Source organism: Sporosarcina cyprini, from assembly GCF_022048975.1.
Classification (GTDB): Bacteria; Bacillota; Bacilli; order Bacillales_A; family Planococcaceae; genus Sporosarcina; species Sporosarcina cyprini.
Genome location: NZ_JAKMHX010000030.1, coordinates 657,798 through 673,080, shown reverse-complemented (window position 1 = coordinate 673,080; position 15,283 = coordinate 657,798). Strand labels below are relative to the sequence as shown.

Here is a 15,283-nt window from a genome sequence, read left to right as displayed (position 1 = left end):
AAACCTGGAGGGATTGCAGCATGAAAATTTCATATCATGGCCATTCAGTCGTCAAAATTGAGACAAAAGGGAAGACGATTTTGATCGATCCATTTTTGACCGGTAACGGTCTCACGGATTTGGATCCCGAAAAGGAGAGCCCGGATGTCATCTTATTAACACATGGACATAATGATCATGTAGGCGATACGATGGAAATTGCAAAGAGATGTGGAGCTTTAGTTGTCGCGCCGAATGAATTGGCTGTCTACTTAGGATGGCAAGGTCTTAATACGCACGGCATGAATATTGGCGGAGCTAAGGAATTTGATTTTGGCACCGTGAAATTTACGAAAGCATTCCATAGCTCTTCCTATACGACGGAGAACAACGAGATCATTTATACAGGCATGCCAACTGGAATTTTGTTTTACGCAGAAGGCAAGACAGTTTACCACGCAGGAGACACATCTCTATTTGGAGATATGGAATTGATCGGAAAGATGAATGATATTGATGTCGCATTCCTGCCGATCGGCGATAATTTCACAATGGGGCCATCCGATGCAGCGGAAGCGGTTAAATTATTAAATCCCAAATTGACGGTGCCGATCCATTTTAATACGTTCCCTCCTATTCAACAGGATCCGCTGGAGTTTAAAAATCTAGTTGAGTCCCATGAGGTGAAAGTGATGGAAGCAGGAGACGCCATTCAATTATAAGAAGTCCGGCACGGTCCAGTTTTTGGGTCGTGCCATTTTAATTGCTCTAGGCTGCCGGAATGAAGGTGAACGAGATGTTGTCCTATGCGCTATTCCTTTCGGGATGTGATAAAATGGCTATATGCACTTAGAGAAAAAGGTGAAAAGATGTCGACAAAACACGAATTGATACTTCGATATATTGAAGGGCTTGCTGTCGGAGAAAAAATATCTGTAAGGCAAGTGGCAAAAGCGTTGTCCGTCAGTGAAGGAACAGCTTACCGGGCAATCAAAGAAGCGGAAAACCAAAAATTGGTCAATACGATCGAACGTGTCGGCACGATCCGTATCGAGAAGAAAAAGAAGGAGAACATTGAAAGACTGACGTTCGCTGAAGTGGTTAATATCGTCGACGGCGTCGTACTGGGCGGCAGAGGCGGTTTGCATAAGACGTTGACGAAGTTTGTCATCGGCGCAATGCAGCTGGAGGATATGAGACGGTATATCGATGCGGGCAGCTTGCTGATTGTCGGGAACAGGCAAAGGGCACATGAACTTGCGTTGAGGGCGGGTGCTGCAGTCCTTGTAACCGGGGGATTTGATGCTGCGGACGATGCCAAAAAACTGGCGGACGAATTGAATCTGCCTATCATCTCTTCCAGTTATGACAGCTTCACGGTGGCGACGATGCTGAACAGAGCCATTTATGACCAGCTGATTGAAAAAGAGATCCTGCTCGTTGAGGATATTTTAACACCAGGGTCTGAAACAATCACATTCTCTCCTAAAGATACGGTCGGACTTTTCAATGATGTGAATAGGTCGACAACTCATACCGGGTATCCTGTCATTGATAACAACGGAAAAGTTGTCGGGATTGTAACTTCCCGAGATGCTGTGGGTAAATCGGAAGATGAGTTGATTGAAAAGGTGATGACCACCCATCCGATAACTGTCACAGGTAAAACGAGCGTTGCATCGGCAGGCCATAGCATGATCTGGGAAGGGATTGAGCTCATGCCTGTTGTCAGTGACTCTGGTTTACTGGAAGGCATTATCAGCCGGCAAGACGTATTAAAAGCATTCCAAATGACGCAGCGGCAGCCTCAGCAAGGTGAAAAAATCGATGATATTGTCAAAAACCAGATGAAAACGGTTGCTGATGATCCGCAATCCATTGAGTTTGTTGTTGCACCCCAAATGACAAACCAGTTTGGCTCCCTGTCTTATGGTGCTTTGACGACGTTGCTGACGGAAGTCGGAAACCGGGCCATCAAAATGAAAAAACGCGGCGAAAGCTTGCCAGAGAATATGACGGTCTACTTTATCAAACATGTCCAGCTTGGTAGCACGGTTGTTGTGAAACCAAGGATTTTACATATGAGCAGACGGTTTGTAAAAGTCGATTTTGATTTGGTGTCTGATGGTGAATTGATTGCTAAGGCGATGATCATGTACCAATTGTTTGAACGATGAAAAAACTGATGCCAAGGATGGCATCAGTTCTCGTTTAATCTCGTCTCTTCTTCAACGAAACGTTTGTAATGTTTTGTTGCCTTCATGTTAAAAATGAAGACGTACAGGCCGAAAAGGATGAATATCGCGGCTACGACATACGTAATTGCACCTTGGAACAGCAGCATTTGATTCACCCCGAAAAAGAAAAGCAAACTGCCGAGGAATGAACCGGCTTTGCTGGCAAACATTTTCTTTCGTATGGGAAATACATGGCTTGTACGGAATTGCCGGGTTTTAAAATAAAAATAGAAAACCCCGGATGCCACGATGAAGAAGACGAGAAAGAAATTTAATGTTTTCATATCAAAAGCCCTCCAGTAAAGACCTTCTTCTATTGTAGCGGCTTTCAAAAGGGAATGCGAACAGAAATTATTGATTTGGGAGGAACCCGATTTGAAACGACAAATCATAGACACAATTGAAAATTACGATACGATCATCATTCACCGCCATGTTCGGCCAGACCCGGATGCATACGGCTCGCAAGTAGGCTTGAAAAAGCTGATTGAGGCCAACTACCCGGAGAAGAAAGTGTTTGCTTCAGGTACGCACGATGAACTGCTCACCTATTTGGCTGTACAAGACGAAGTGACTGAGAGTGATTACGAAGGGGCTCTAGTTATTATTACGGATACAGGCAATACGGAACGGATTGATGCAGACTATTACAAGAATGGCGCTTTTATATTGAAAATTGACCATCATCCAGATGTGGATCCTTATGGGGATTTGCGATGGGTGGATACCGCGGCAAGCTCAACTTCTGAAATGATCTATGAACTGTTTCAGGAGGGAGCGGAAGCGTTCAATTGGCATATGCCTAATGAGGCGGCCCGTTTGCTGTTTGCAGGTATTGTGGGAGATACAGGGAGATTTATTTTTCCAAGTGCAACAAACCGGACATTTGAAGTGGCTAGCCAATTGATCACTTTTGATTTTGACCGGACAAAATTATTTGCAGACATGTATGAAGTAAAACGTTCGATTTTACATTTACAAGGCTATATGTATCAGAATTTCACGATCGACGAAAATGGCATGGCCTATCTAAAAATTACTAAAGAGATTTTAGAGAGATTTGATGTAACCGTTTCGGAATCGTCCCAGCTCGTCGGCTCCCTGGGAAATGTGAAAGGAATTTGCGCGTGGGTCATCTTTGTCGAAGAAGATGATCAAATTCGTGTCCGTTTGCGTTCGAAGGGGCCAATCATCAATACATTGGCCGCCGAATATGGAGGAGGAGGCCATCCGCTTGCATCTGGGGCTTCTGTATACACTTGGAAGGAAGCTGACGAAGTAATAGAAAAGCTTAAGGCATTATGTGCAAGTAACTAAAGGAGGGGGAGGGGATTTTACATGGCGCTCGTCTATCCTCAACTCATCACAGGCTCCGATTTATTGCGGGGCATCATTAAACTGCCGGATCTTGTCCCGCACCTTAAGGAAAGAGGTGCCGTCTCTGTAGGGATTGTGAATTCCAAATTGTATGGGATCCGCTCTTTTTATAAGGCGATAAAAGAGAGTGGAATCCATCCTGTTCTTGGATTATCGATTCAACTTGAATTATCTGATGGGGACAAAGTTCTGCTTTATATTTATGCCAAAGATGATGCGGGGTACAGAAATTTATTGAAAATCAGCAGTGCCGTCTCCACGAGGGATGAGGAGTCATTGCCGTTAAAATGGCTGCATGCTTATAGCAGCGGATGCATTGTTGTATGCCCTGCGACAGATCGATCATGGGACGGAGAGAAGTTCAGGAGTCATTTGCAGGCGGTCCGTGAGGCATGCTCTCTGTCAAGTGTATTTGTCGGCGTTAGCAGGCCTGCTGGCATCCGGCATCCGGCTGAAGAGGAACGCGTGGAGCTAGCACAGGAGATGGACCTTCCGATTTGTGCTTGCCATGAAGCTCGCTACATCCAGAAGGAAGATCGCTTTTCCTTCGAAGTTGCAGAAGCCATCCGATCCGGCTATAAATTGAATGATCCAATGAGACCGAAGTTTATGCATGAATCCGCTTATATGCCGGAAGAGGAAGAATGGAAGAAATGGTTTGCAGACCGACTGGAATGGCTTGATGCGACAGCTGAACTTTTGCTGTCCTGCAATGCGGAGCTGCCTCCAAGCCGTCCAATGATGCCCGTTTTTCCTGTACCGGAAGGGGAAACGGCTAAAAGCTTGCTCGTGAAGAGATGTACGGCTGGTCTGAGAGAACGTGTAGGGAATCCCGCTCAAGAATATGTTAATCGTCTGAGCTATGAAGTGGAAGTTATTGCCGACATGGGATTTGCGGATTATTTTCTCATTGTCGAGGATTTCATGCGCTTCGCAAAAGAAGAAGGCATATTGACTGGACCTGGACGTGGTTCTTCCGCGGGCTCATTGGTGGCATTTTCCTTAGGTATTACAGATGTGGATCCCATAAAATACGGACTCATTTTTGAGCGCTTTTTAAATCCGGGCCGGGTGACTATGCCGGACATCGACATCGATTTCGCGGATCATCGCCGATCAGAAGTGATTGACTATGTGGCCCGGAAATATGGGAAGCATCATGTGGCACAAATCATTACGTTTGGAACGCTTTCTGCCAAGTCCGTAGCTCGGAATGTGGCGCGAGTTTTTGATTTTTCCAATGAAGAAATGGCATTTCTATCGAGAGAGATCCAAGACGGGCAAGGGAGAAGATTACCCGATATCGTTTCGAAATCTACCGCTTTGCAGAAATGGCTTGCCATTGATCGTACCCGCGAAAAATGGCTCGCTGCTGCCATTTCACTTGAGGGACTTCCACGCAACGCTTCGACCCATGCTGCCGGAGTCGTCCTGTCACCGACTCCGCTCGTCGAGACTGTGCCCGTTCAAAGCGGAGGGGAAGGCATTTATTTAACCCAGTGGGCGATGGGGGACGTTGAAGAACAAGGACTGCTGAAAATGGATTTCCTCGGGTTGCGGAATTTAACTTTTATGGATCGAATCCGTTCGATGATTGAATATGACACGGGCAAGAAAATCGATTTTGGGGCCATTCCGCTGACAGATGAAAAAACATTTGAGTTGTTTCGTAAAGGCGATATGACAGGAGTCTTTCAATTTGAATCAGGCGGCATGCGGGATGCACTTAGGCTCATTGCTCCCACTCGATTTGAGGATCTGTATGCCATTAACGCCTTATATCGTCCCGGACCGATGGAAAACATCCCTTCTTATAGCAGGCGTAAAAAAGGAATGGAACAAGTAAACTATATCCATCCTCTACTAGAACCAGTCTTGCAGGAAACATACGGAATTATTGTCTATCAGGAACAGATCATGCAAATTGCCGTCCGGGTTGCGGGGTTCTCCATGGCTGAAGCTGATTTGCTTCGAAGGGCGATCAGCAAGAAAAAGAGAGAGATACTGCAGCAGGAGCGAATGCACTTCGTGAAAAGCGCCGCTTCCAATCAAGTGCCGGAACAGGCGGCCGCTCAAATATATGATTTGATCGTAAAGTTTGCAGATTACGGCTTTCCGAAGAGCCATGCTGTCGCATATTCCTTGATTTCGTATCAGCTCGCCTATTTGAAGGCGAATCAAACGGCCTATTTCTATGCCGCTCTTCTTTCAATGGCATCAGGGAACCAGGACAAGACAATGGAGCTAATAAGGGAAATGAAGAATCATGGCATATCGATACTTCCTCCTTCCGTCTCGAAAAGCAAATATATGCACACGGTGGAAAATGGTTCGGTCCGAATTGGTCTCGGAGCCATTAAAGGGGTGACACCGACCTTTTACGATGCCCTGCGCAAAGCTAGGAGCACGGCAGGGAAATGGAAGTCCCTATTTGATATGGCTGCTTCGATCGGCGGTTCCTCGTTTCAGGAGAAGTCCATCCGGCCATTAATTCAAGCGGGTGCGTTAGATGAGTTTGGACAAAACAGGGCGGTGCTGCTGGCGTCGATTGAAGCGGCAAAAAATCATGCAGTTTTTGTCAGCCCTGAAGGAGATGATCTATTGCATGATGTCATCTTCTCAATTGCAAATCCTAAATATACACCAGCCGGAACGATGCCGATGATGATGCAGCTGGAAAGTGAAAGGGAAGTGCTCGGATTCTATCTGTCCGAACATCCAGCTGTGGAAATGAAAAAAACAATCGGAATCCGTGTGGCGGATATAGGCTCTGTTATGGAAGTGGCAGAGAAAGGCCATGTACACATTGCCGGTTTGCTGATTGAAGTAAAACGGATCAGGACGAAGAAAGGGGAAGCTATGGCTTTCTTAAAACTGCAGGACGAGACCGGAGAAATATCCTGTACGTGCTTTCCGAAGCCTTATGCCGCCTACAGCAAGTTTTTCGAGGAATTGTCAATGCTCCAGTTGGAGGGAACGGTTGAACACAGGCATGGACAGCCGCAAATCCTCGTTCAATCCGTTAAAAAGATATAGTGTTCTTTATTAGGGATACAAGTGTATACAAAGAGTTAGAATAGGCATTTGTAATGAAAAGTTATTCAACTAGAAAAGCGTAAACTAATTAACCCCGTTCACACTGGAACGGGGTTAAAAATTGAGTTAATTCATCTAACCAACTTCACGATGTAAAAAATAACGATAACGTTGTTTAACAATTAAGTACTGCAAAATATCCGCGTTATCCTGCTGAGTAGGCAACATTTTTTCAACTTATTTAGCTTCATAAAAACGGATTACTTTCGTATCGGAAGCCATTCCCAGTAAGTCCCGCATCTCCAAAGCCATTCAATTGGACCATACTTGAAAAAGCGTAGCCAAAGGAAAGAGGAAAGCATCTGCGCGAGCACAGCGAGGGAGCATATAATGGCTGCTGTTGTGTAAGATACAATGGTCGTATCTGGCAGTAACGATGCGATACTAAACAATAGAATGGATTGCCCAATATAATTGCTCAACGCCATTCTTCCATATGCATTCAATGGCAATAGAAATTTCTTCAGTAACGGTTCAAGCAAAACAAGGAAGCTAACATAACATACAGAGAAAATGGGGGCAAAAGACAAGGACAAGTCTGCAAAGTCATAAAAAGCCCGATTGGATAACACTTGTGTTTCCGTTAATTCCTCACCTTCCATATAGTTGACTAGCCCGTCGGCAGGTGCTTGCTGCCATAAATAAGAGACTAGAATACTAGTTAGAACAAACGAAGCGCCAGCCACTATCAACCATGTTTTTCTCCTTTTTAAATACAATTCAAACACCCGATACTGTCCGAATGCCAGCCCAAGTATCATTAAAGGTAAAGGCAGCAGCAATTTTACTCCAACAAAACTTCCTATTATAACGCCTGCCATACCGACTATTAAGTTAATCTGTTTTGGAACCTTATCCAAAAAAACAATAGGCACTCCTAAAATTGCATAGAGCAATAAAGCTTCACCAGGGTTTAATAGCTCATGGAATGCCCCTAGTAAACCTAAGATAAACATTCGTCGAATAAAAAGAATGTAGGGATTATCGTTTTTCTGTTTAGCCCTTGATAAGAAAATCCAAAGCCCTAATCCAAACAAAAAAGAAAATATAGCGTAAAAACGCCCTTCAACAAATAGATATAAAAAACGTTGAACCCAGATATCGTATTGGGATTCTGATAAGTTAATGTTTGAGCTCCAAAAAGCAAGCACATTTACGAATGGAAGACCCATTAATGCAAATCCTCTAACTAAGTCAATCATGTGTATGCGATTCTTATTTATTACTGGCTCCATAATTATTTGCCTCTTTCTTACGATTATTTATAGGCTACTTCTACTTCTGTAAAATAAGCTGCGTATAACAAAGTAAAATTATAAATATAAAATCTTAAGAAATAGTGAGGGAAACAATGAAGAAGTTATGAAAGGTGGAGTAAGTCTAAAAGATAGCGACTCTACACGAGTACTTTAAAACCAAACATCGTAGTCATTCCACAGGTGATTTTTTCACTTGTAGAGGTGATCTTGAAATTTCATTTGCCTCTTTTATTGCTGGTGCTAATCGATTATTTGCATGGCTCTTCTCTCATTTTTTCCTATATCCCTTTACGAATAAGCCTAATTTCTGTATCCTAGTGAATAGTAGTGGTCAGACCACTTTATCATCATTGATAAACCGAAGGGGTTTTCGAATGCAAAATCCTAAACAAACTAAAATGTTCCTTGAGATCGTAGGCGAGCTGCGTTTATTAATTAAAAAAGAAGGCATCAAAGCCGGAGGGAAACTCCCTTCCGAGCGGGTTCTGGCGGAGACTCTCCAAGTGGGAAGATCGTCCGTTCGGGAAGCGTTGCGCAGCCTAGAATTGCTTGGTTTAATTGAAACGCGGAGAGGGGAAGGAACTTTTCTCGCTGATTTTAAAAAACATCAGATGGTCGAAGTTCTTTCTACATTCATCATGCAACAGCCGAATTCTCAATTGGATGTGAACCGTACCAGAATGATTCACGAGGAGGCGGCAGTGGCCGTCATCTGCGAAGAGCCGACTTTGCGCCAGTTGCCGGTATGGGAAGGGTTTCTCGTGAAGCTGCAAACGGAAGGCGCCGTTCGCCGTGAAGATTTGATACGTGAAATGATTGTGGCAACGGAGAATCGACTGTCGTTAAAAATCTGGTTTTTATTAAAACAATACAGCAAAATTCCATTGGATGTTGTGATATCGAAGGAAGAAAGCCAACTGGTTGGACCCTTTCTCATCCATCTGATGGAAGGTGATGAGGACTGTGCGTTGCCAGCCTATCGACAATGGATTGAACGAATTGAAGGGGAGAGAATGGAATGATACGCGATCTATTTACGAAGAGCAAGAAGAAGCAATCTATTACAATCCCATCGAAGGATGCGAAAAATGATGTGCCGGAAGGGCTCATGACAAAGTGTCCGGAATGCAAAGAAATCATTTTGACAAAAGATTTGATGAAAACTGCAAAGGTCTGTCCCAAATGTGATCATCACTTTAAAATGACGGCTTGGGAGCGGGTCGAATGCTTATTTGATGAAGGGACATTTGTTTCCATGGACGATCACCTGAAGACAGAGAATCCATTGAATTTCCCTTCATATACGGAGAAAGTAAAATCGGATGCTGAAAAAACAGGGTTGAATGAAGCTGTTTTAACAGGCATTGGTAAAATGAGCGGCAACGAAGTGGCTGTTGCGATCATGGATGCTCATTTCCGAATGGGTTCGATGGGATCGGTTGTTGGAGAGAAGATTACACGCGTTGTCGAAAAAGCGACTGAACTCGGATTGCCTGTCATTATTTTCTCAGCTAGCGGTGGAGCACGTATGCAGGAAGGTATTCTGTCGTTGATGCAAATGGCGAAAACAAGCGTTGCCTTGAAGCGTCATGCAGACCGGAATTTATTGTTCATTTCCGTCATGACGTATCCAACGACTGGTGGGGTCTCAGCAAGTTTTGCTTCCGTCGGGGATATTAACCTGGCGGAACCGAAGGCGTTAATCGGTTTTGCCGGTAGACGGGTTATTGAGCAGACAGTCAGGGAAAAACTTCCTAGTGATTTCCAAACTGCGGAATTCCAATTGACTCATGGGCAGCTGGATGCGGTGGTTCACCGTGGAAGCATGAAAGAGACACTATCCAAAATCGTGCGACTTCATTCGAAAGAGGTGTATTCTCATGAGTAAGACGTTGGCATTTGAAGAGCCTATTATTAAACTGCAGGAAAAAATCAAAGAGCTGGAGGAGTTCACCAATTCTTCTGAGGTGGATTTGTCCGATGAAATTGAAAAGCTGAAGATCCGGCTTAAAAATTTGGAGAAGGATATCTATGAAAACATGGAGCCATGGGACCGTGTGCAAGTGGCAAGGCATCCACAGCGTCCGACTTCTCTCGATTATATAAATGAAATCTTCAATGACTTCATCGAACTGCATGGTGACCGGGTATTTGGCGATGACGCAGCAATTGTTGGGGGCATTGCATTTTTCGGAGACATGCCGGTAACAGTTATCGGGGAGCAACGTGGACGGGATACGAAAGAGAACGTCAAACGGAATTTCGGCATGCCGCATCCAGAGGGCTATCGTAAAGCTCTTCGTTTGATGAAGCAGGCGGAGAAATTTAACCGGCCTATTATTTGCTTAATTGATACTAAAGGGGCATACCCCGGCAAAGCCGCGGAAGAACGCGGCCAAAGTGAAGCGATCGCACGCAACCTTATTGAAATGGCTGGATTGAAAGTGCCCGTCATCTCCATTGTCATCGGGGAAGGGGCGAGCGGCGGTGCCTTGGCAATCGGTGTCGCAAATCATTTATTGATGCTGGAAAATTCATGGTGCTCGGTTATTTCTCCAGAAGGCGCTGCATCCATCCTCTGGCGCGATTCCTCATTGGCAAAGCAGATGGCGGAGGCGATGAAAATTACAGCACCGCATTTGGAGGAAATGGGGATTATTGACGGCATTGTTCCAGAAGTAATGGGCGGAGCTCACAGAGATCCAAAAGCCCAATCTGTTTTTATTAAGGAAGCCATTGAGAAATCATTGTCTGCCTTTAAGGGAATGGATGGGGATAGTTTAATCCAGGATCGCTATGAGAAATATAGAAATGTCGGGGTATTTACTGAATAAGCGTGGATGCGGATCCTTTCCGCATCTTTTCGTTTTTATTTATGATACATAAAAGGGAGTGTGTCCAATGAGGAAAATAGCCGTTTTGACGAGCGGTGGAGATGCACCAGGGATGAATGCAGCCGTCCGTGCGGTTGTTCGGAAAGCGATTTTCGAGGAAATGGAGGTCGCCGGCGTCTTTAATGGGTACCAAGGTTTGATAGAAGGAAAAATTGAACTGCTGCAGCTCGGGTCTGTTGGTGATATCATACAACGTGGCGGTACGATGCTGCGTTCAGCACGTTCTCCTGAATTTATGACCGAAGAGGGCCGCTTGAAAGCGATGGGGCATGTAAAAGAACATGGAATTGAAGGACTCGTCGTCATAGGCGGGGACGGTTCGTTCCGCGGGGCGAGAGAATTAATGAGGCTCGGTCTCCCTTGTGTATGCGTTCCTGCTACAATTGACAATGATATTAACGGGACGGATTTCACTATTGGATTTGATTCTGCTTTAAATACGGTCATTGATGCGATCGATAAGATTCGGGATACCGCCTCATCCCATGAAAGAACTTTTATCATTGAAGTGATGGGCAGGGACGCTGGGGATCTGGCTCTGTGGGCTGGTCTTGCCGGCGGTGCGGAAACGATTTTAATTCCTGAAGAGCAATATGACTTGGCAGATATCGTAGACAGGCTGCAAAGCGGTACGGGGCGCGGTAAGAAGCACAGTATCATTATCGTCGCGGAAGGCGTTATGTCCGGGAATGAACTAGCAGACCTGTTGAAAAAGGAAGCGAATATCGAGACGCGGGTTTCCGTTCTTGGCCATATTCAGCGAGGCGGTTCTCCGACAGCAAGAGACCGTGTGATCGCGAGCCAATTTGGAGCGCGGGCGGTTGAGTTGTTGAAAGACGGTCGCGGCGGAGTTGCGATTGGAATGCAAAATCAGATGGTGGTAGACTATGATTTGAATGAAGTATTTGCGGAAGATGATCATGCATTGGATATGGAGCTATATAAACTCTCCAAACAGTTATCCATCTAATGGCATGTTGCCCGTAACGACGGACTAAAAGCGAAAGGGCGTAGTAATGATGAGAAAAACGAAAATAGTATGTACGATCGGGCCGGCAAGTGAGGCGCCTGAAACTCTTGAAAGTTTAATCGATGCAGGCATGAATGTAGCCCGTTTGAATTTTTCACACGGCTCGCATGAAGAACATCGCGCACGGATCCGTTCTATTAGAGAAGCAGCGGACAAGAAAGGGAAAATCGTCGGGATCCTATTGGACACGAAAGGCCCTGAAATCCGGACGCATACGATGGAAAACGGGCAAGTGGAATTGATTACAGGCAAGTCGATTGATATTTCTATGAAAGAAGTTATCGGAAATGAGGATATGTTTTCCGTCACTTATGAAAAATTGATCGAAGATGTAGATACAGGCTCTACCATCCTATTGGATGATGGTTTAATCCAATTGGAGGTAACAGGGAAAGACAAGGAACAAGGCTTGATCCACACGATCGTCATTAATTCCGGGACTCTTAAAAACAAAAAAGGGGTCAACGTTCCTGGCGTTTCTGTTCAATTGCCTGGCATTACGGAAAAAGATAAAGAAGATATTCTTTTCGGTATCTCGGAAGGTGTGGACTTTATCGCTGCCTCCTTCGTGCGCCGTGCTTCCGATGTAATGGAAATCCGTGAATTGCTTGAGAAAAACAATGGAACGGACATCCACATCATTCCGAAAATCGAAAATCAGGAGGGCGTTGAAAACCTCGATGAGATTTTAACCGTTTCTGATGGATTGATGGTAGCGCGCGGTGACTTAGGCGTTGAAATCCCTGCAGAGGAAGTACCACTCGTACAGAAAAAGATGATCGAGAAATGTAATCAAGCAGGCAAACCGGTCATTACGGCAACACAGATGCTTGATTCGATGCAACGCAATCCACGTCCGACACGTGCGGAAGCGAGTGACGTAGCGAATGCGATCCTCGATGGATCTGATGCGATCATGCTTTCAGGTGAAACGGCTGCCGGCCTGTACCCTGTAGAATCGGTACGCACGATGGACCGCATTGCCATCACAACAGAAGATGCAATCGATTATCGCTCCGTCGTATCAACGCGGAGACGTGAAAAGCATGGCAATATGACAGAAGCGATCGGACAAGCTGCAGCTTATACGGCCATCAATTTGAAGGTAAAAGCGGTGCTGGCGCCGACGGAAAGCGGACATACCGCAAAAATGATCGCTAAATACCGTCCGGGCTGCCCAATTATCGCTGTCAGTTCTTCGGCAGTCTGCGCGAAGAAACTATCTCTCGTTTGGGGCATCTATCCAATTATCAGCAAGAAAGTGAAGTCAATTGACGAGGTCTTGCAGGATACAGTGGAAGAAAGCGTAAAGCATCAATATGTCACTCACGGCGATGTGGTCATCATCACAGCAGGTGTACCGGTTGGAGAAGCGGGCACGACGAACTTGATGAAAATCCATGTGATCGGAGATATGCTGGCTCGCGGCCAAGGGATTGGAAAATCCGTCGCATTTGGCCGGGCAGTTGTCGCGCATAACGCACAAGAAGCTCTTGCATATGACACAGAAGGCGCAATTTTGGTCACGAATTCATCCGATAAAGATATGATGCAAGCGATTGAAAAGTGTGCGGGACTAATAACAGAGGAAGGCGGACTGACAAGCCATGCAGCTGTAGTTGGACTTAGCCTCGGCATCCCTGTTATCGTCGGAGTGGAAAAAGCGACCGAAGTGATTATTCATGGCAATGATATTACAATGGATGCAGAATCCGGTGTCGTTTATAATGGCCACGCACGGGTACTGTAACATTTCTTTTATTTTATAAACAATTGGTGAAAGGCTGCTTTTGGATGAACGGAAAGCAGCCTTTTGCTATACGGAGAATGATTGTTGAGTGAGGAACCGGCCAATTCGTGTTGACGGGTAAGTTTGCCTGAAAGTAAGAGGAAATGGGCTACCTCTAATGCATGTCCAGCGGCCGGTTTAATTGCCTCAACTTTCAACTCCACTTGATAGGAGGCTGGAATCCAATGAGATGGCTAGTTTTAGCGTTTATCCTAATCCCTTCTACGGAAATCGCTGTATTGATTTATTCTGGAAAAACACTCGGCGTATTCCCGACAATAGCATTAGTGTTCCTGACAGCAGTCGGGGGAGCGTACTTGGCAAAACGGCAAGGCCTGAAAGCGTGGCGTGATCTCCAAGCGAGGATGCGTACAATGGAAACACCCGGTAATGCGCTCATTGACAGCATTTGCATCTTTATAGGAGGCATTCTGTTGATCATGCCAGGGTTTATCACTGATTTGTGCGGATTGCTGCTTTTATTCCCCGGACCGAGAAAACTCATCAGGCCGTTCATAGTAAAGTGGCTGCACAAGAAAATGCAGAACGGGAGCATCGTCATCCGTTGAACAGAGGATGCTCCTTCACTTTCAGCGCCGCGAATAACAGAAATGGCGTCAGCAGGATGCCGGGAAGCCCGAATAGATAAACGGAACATGCCGTGACGATAAATGCATGGATCGGTTTCAAACGGAAAGAGGAAGCATAGAAATACGACTCCAGCATTTGTCTTGTCACTAAGATAAATACATATAGCAACAATAAAGAAATTCCCACAGTCAATTGATCCGTATAGATAAAGAAGGCTGCCATCGGGAGCAAGAATAGGCCAATTCCGAGAAAGGGCAGACTGTCGATCAATGACACGAGAAATGCACTACCCAAAGGGGCTTCAAACCGGAGCAGACTGAATCCGATCGATAGCGTGATGTACGTTGCCAGGAATAAACGAGCTTCGACAAACAGGAATGTCCCAATTAACTCTCCGGACTTCATGAATACCCGTTTGGCTGCGGATCTCATGGAAACCGGAAAATAGAGCAGAAACCAAAACCGGTTCTTTCCGGATTCCCGCAATGCGAAAAAATACGCGACAAGGAACAGGAAAAGGTTGAATATTTGCTGGAACAGCTTAGTGAGAAAAGAGACGGCATGCTCCAGAAGAGATTGGCCGTATTGCACGACTTTTTCCTCCATGAAGGAAAAAACCTTGCCGGACAGATCGGCATTCCCTGTAAAAGGAAGAATATGCCGTTCGATTGTCGGTACAGTATCCATCAGGCCGTGCAGCGTCATCAGTGTAAAGGTGCTGAATAGGAAAAGAAATACCAACATGACGATCAAGGTGGATAATGATAAAGGCAGTTTGAAAATAGCGCGGATTGCATGCAGAAAGGGTGCTGTGAAGTAGGCCAGTATGACAGCAATGGCAATCGGCGGCACGATAAAGACGAGGAGACAGGCAACAAGAGCAGGCAGCCATTGCAACAATATCCTGGCATAGTCCATATTTTGCTGCTTTAGACGGTTTTTCATTGCTTTAGACCATCCTTTTCAATGGAGAATTAAAACAAAACAAGCGTTTCCATTCACAAATCTGTCAAGTTTGATTATAATGGTTC

Annotated in this window: 13 protein-coding genes; 10 read left to right on the top strand and 3 right to left on the bottom strand. The window is 45.3% G+C overall.

Annotated features, from left to right (window positions below):
- Window positions 1-20: 20 nt before the first annotated feature.
- Both L7D49_RS15930 and L7D49_RS15925 read left to right on the top strand, forming a co-directional pair.
- Complete coding sequence (locus L7D49_RS15930) at window positions 21-701, top strand: metal-dependent hydrolase (protein ID WP_238082593.1); 681 nt, start codon at window positions 21-23, stop codon at window positions 699-701.
- 147 nt (window positions 702-848) lie between these two features.
- On the top strand, window positions 849-2,156 hold the full coding sequence (locus L7D49_RS15925) for a DRTGG domain-containing protein (RefSeq protein ID WP_238082591.1): 1,308 nt from the start codon (window positions 849-851) through the stop codon (window positions 2,154-2,156).
- Between the two features lie 23 nt (window positions 2,157-2,179).
- On the opposite strand, the gene L7D49_RS15920 is transcribed toward L7D49_RS15925, so the two are convergent.
- On the bottom strand, window positions 2,180-2,500 hold the full coding sequence (locus L7D49_RS15920) for a YtpI family protein (protein ID WP_238082589.1): 321 nt from the start codon (window positions 2,498-2,500) through the stop codon (window positions 2,180-2,182).
- Window positions 2,501-2,591: 91 nt separating this feature from the next.
- Between L7D49_RS15920 and L7D49_RS15915 the strand changes: the two genes are divergently transcribed.
- The gene (locus L7D49_RS15915; RefSeq protein WP_238082587.1) at window positions 2,592-3,533 is read left to right on the top strand and encodes a DHH family phosphoesterase; all 942 of its coding nucleotides are present in this window, start codon (window positions 2,592-2,594) and stop codon (window positions 3,531-3,533) included.
- Between the two features lie 21 nt (window positions 3,534-3,554).
- Window positions 3,555-6,629: a DNA polymerase III subunit alpha gene (locus tag L7D49_RS15910; protein WP_238082585.1), complete on the top strand. Its 3,075-nt coding sequence runs from the start codon at window positions 3,555-3,557 to the stop codon at window positions 6,627-6,629.
- Window positions 6,630-6,889: 260 nt separating this feature from the next.
- On the opposite strand, the gene L7D49_RS15905 is transcribed toward L7D49_RS15910, so the two are convergent.
- A complete protein-coding gene (locus L7D49_RS15905) occupies window positions 6,890-7,924 on the bottom strand; it encodes a DUF418 domain-containing protein (protein ID WP_238082583.1) in 1,035 nt (344 codons plus the stop codon).
- A 398-nt stretch (window positions 7,925-8,322) separates the two neighbouring features.
- On the opposite strand from L7D49_RS15905, the gene L7D49_RS15900 reads away from it, so the two are divergent.
- The 6 genes from L7D49_RS15900 (at window position 8,323) to L7D49_RS15875 (ending at window position 14,230) form a co-directional block, all read left to right on the top strand.
- Complete coding sequence (locus L7D49_RS15900; protein ID WP_238082581.1) at window positions 8,323-8,970, top strand: FadR/GntR family transcriptional regulator; 648 nt, start codon at window positions 8,323-8,325, stop codon at window positions 8,968-8,970.
- On the top strand, window positions 8,967-9,836 hold the full coding sequence (gene accD, locus L7D49_RS15895; protein ID WP_238082579.1) for an acetyl-CoA carboxylase, carboxyltransferase subunit beta: 870 nt from the start codon (window positions 8,967-8,969) through the stop codon (window positions 9,834-9,836). The genes L7D49_RS15900 and accD overlap by 4 nt, the downstream gene beginning before the upstream one ends.
- Window positions 9,829-10,782 carry an acetyl-CoA carboxylase carboxyltransferase subunit alpha gene (locus L7D49_RS15890; RefSeq protein WP_238082577.1) on the top strand — a complete coding sequence of 318 codons (954 nt, stop codon included), beginning with the start codon at window positions 9,829-9,831 and terminating at the stop codon, window positions 10,780-10,782. The genes accD and L7D49_RS15890 overlap by 8 nt, the downstream gene beginning before the upstream one ends.
- A 67-nt stretch (window positions 10,783-10,849) precedes the next feature.
- Complete coding sequence (gene pfkA, locus L7D49_RS15885) at window positions 10,850-11,812, top strand: 6-phosphofructokinase (protein WP_238082575.1); 963 nt, start codon at window positions 10,850-10,852, stop codon at window positions 11,810-11,812.
- A 49-nt stretch (window positions 11,813-11,861) separates the two neighbouring features.
- Entirely contained in the window at window positions 11,862-13,622 is a 1,761-nt protein-coding gene (pyk, locus tag L7D49_RS15880; protein WP_238082573.1) for a pyruvate kinase, read from the top strand.
- A 224-nt stretch (window positions 13,623-13,846) separates the two neighbouring features.
- Window positions 13,847-14,230, top strand: coding sequence for an FxsA family protein (locus L7D49_RS15875; RefSeq protein WP_238082570.1), 384 nt, complete (start codon window positions 13,847-13,849; stop codon window positions 14,228-14,230).
- Here the strand turns inward: L7D49_RS15875 and L7D49_RS15870 are convergent.
- The gene (locus L7D49_RS15870) at window positions 14,220-15,197 is read right to left on the bottom strand and encodes an AI-2E family transporter (protein ID WP_238082568.1); all 978 of its coding nucleotides are present in this window, start codon (window positions 15,195-15,197) and stop codon (window positions 14,220-14,222) included. The genes L7D49_RS15875 and L7D49_RS15870 overlap by 11 nt on opposite strands.
- Between the last annotated feature and the right edge of the window lie 86 nt (window positions 15,198-15,283).

Bases quoted from the DNA above. Each gene is read 5' to 3' on its own strand.
- L7D49_RS15930 (WP_238082593.1), top strand. From the start codon at position 21: ATGAAAATTTCATATCATGGCCATTCAGTCGTCAAAATTGAGACAAAA.
- L7D49_RS15925 (WP_238082591.1), top strand. From the start codon at position 849: ATGTCGACAAAACACGAATTGATACTTCGATATATTGAAGGGCTTGCT.
- L7D49_RS15920 (WP_238082589.1), bottom strand. From the start codon at position 2,500: ATGAAAACATTAAATTTCTTTCTCGTCTTCTTCATCGTGGCATCCGGG.
- L7D49_RS15910 (WP_238082585.1), top strand. From the start codon at position 3,555: ATGGCGCTCGTCTATCCTCAACTCATCACAGGCTCCGATTTATTGCGG.
- L7D49_RS15905 (WP_238082583.1), bottom strand. From the start codon at position 7,924: ATGGAGCCAGTAATAAATAAGAATCGCATACACATGATTGACTTAGTT.
- L7D49_RS15900 (WP_238082581.1), top strand. From the start codon at position 8,323: ATGCAAAATCCTAAACAAACTAAAATGTTCCTTGAGATCGTAGGCGAG.
- accD (WP_238082579.1), top strand. From the start codon at position 8,967: ATGATACGCGATCTATTTACGAAGAGCAAGAAGAAGCAATCTATTACA.
- L7D49_RS15890 (WP_238082577.1), top strand. From the start codon at position 9,829: ATGAGTAAGACGTTGGCATTTGAAGAGCCTATTATTAAACTGCAGGAA.
- pfkA (WP_238082575.1), top strand. From the start codon at position 10,850: ATGAGGAAAATAGCCGTTTTGACGAGCGGTGGAGATGCACCAGGGATG.
- pyk (WP_238082573.1), top strand. From the start codon at position 11,862: ATGAGAAAAACGAAAATAGTATGTACGATCGGGCCGGCAAGTGAGGCG.
- L7D49_RS15875 (WP_238082570.1), top strand. From the start codon at position 13,847: ATGAGATGGCTAGTTTTAGCGTTTATCCTAATCCCTTCTACGGAAATC.
- L7D49_RS15870 (WP_238082568.1), bottom strand. From the start codon at position 15,197: ATGAAAAACCGTCTAAAGCAGCAAAATATGGACTATGCCAGGATATTG.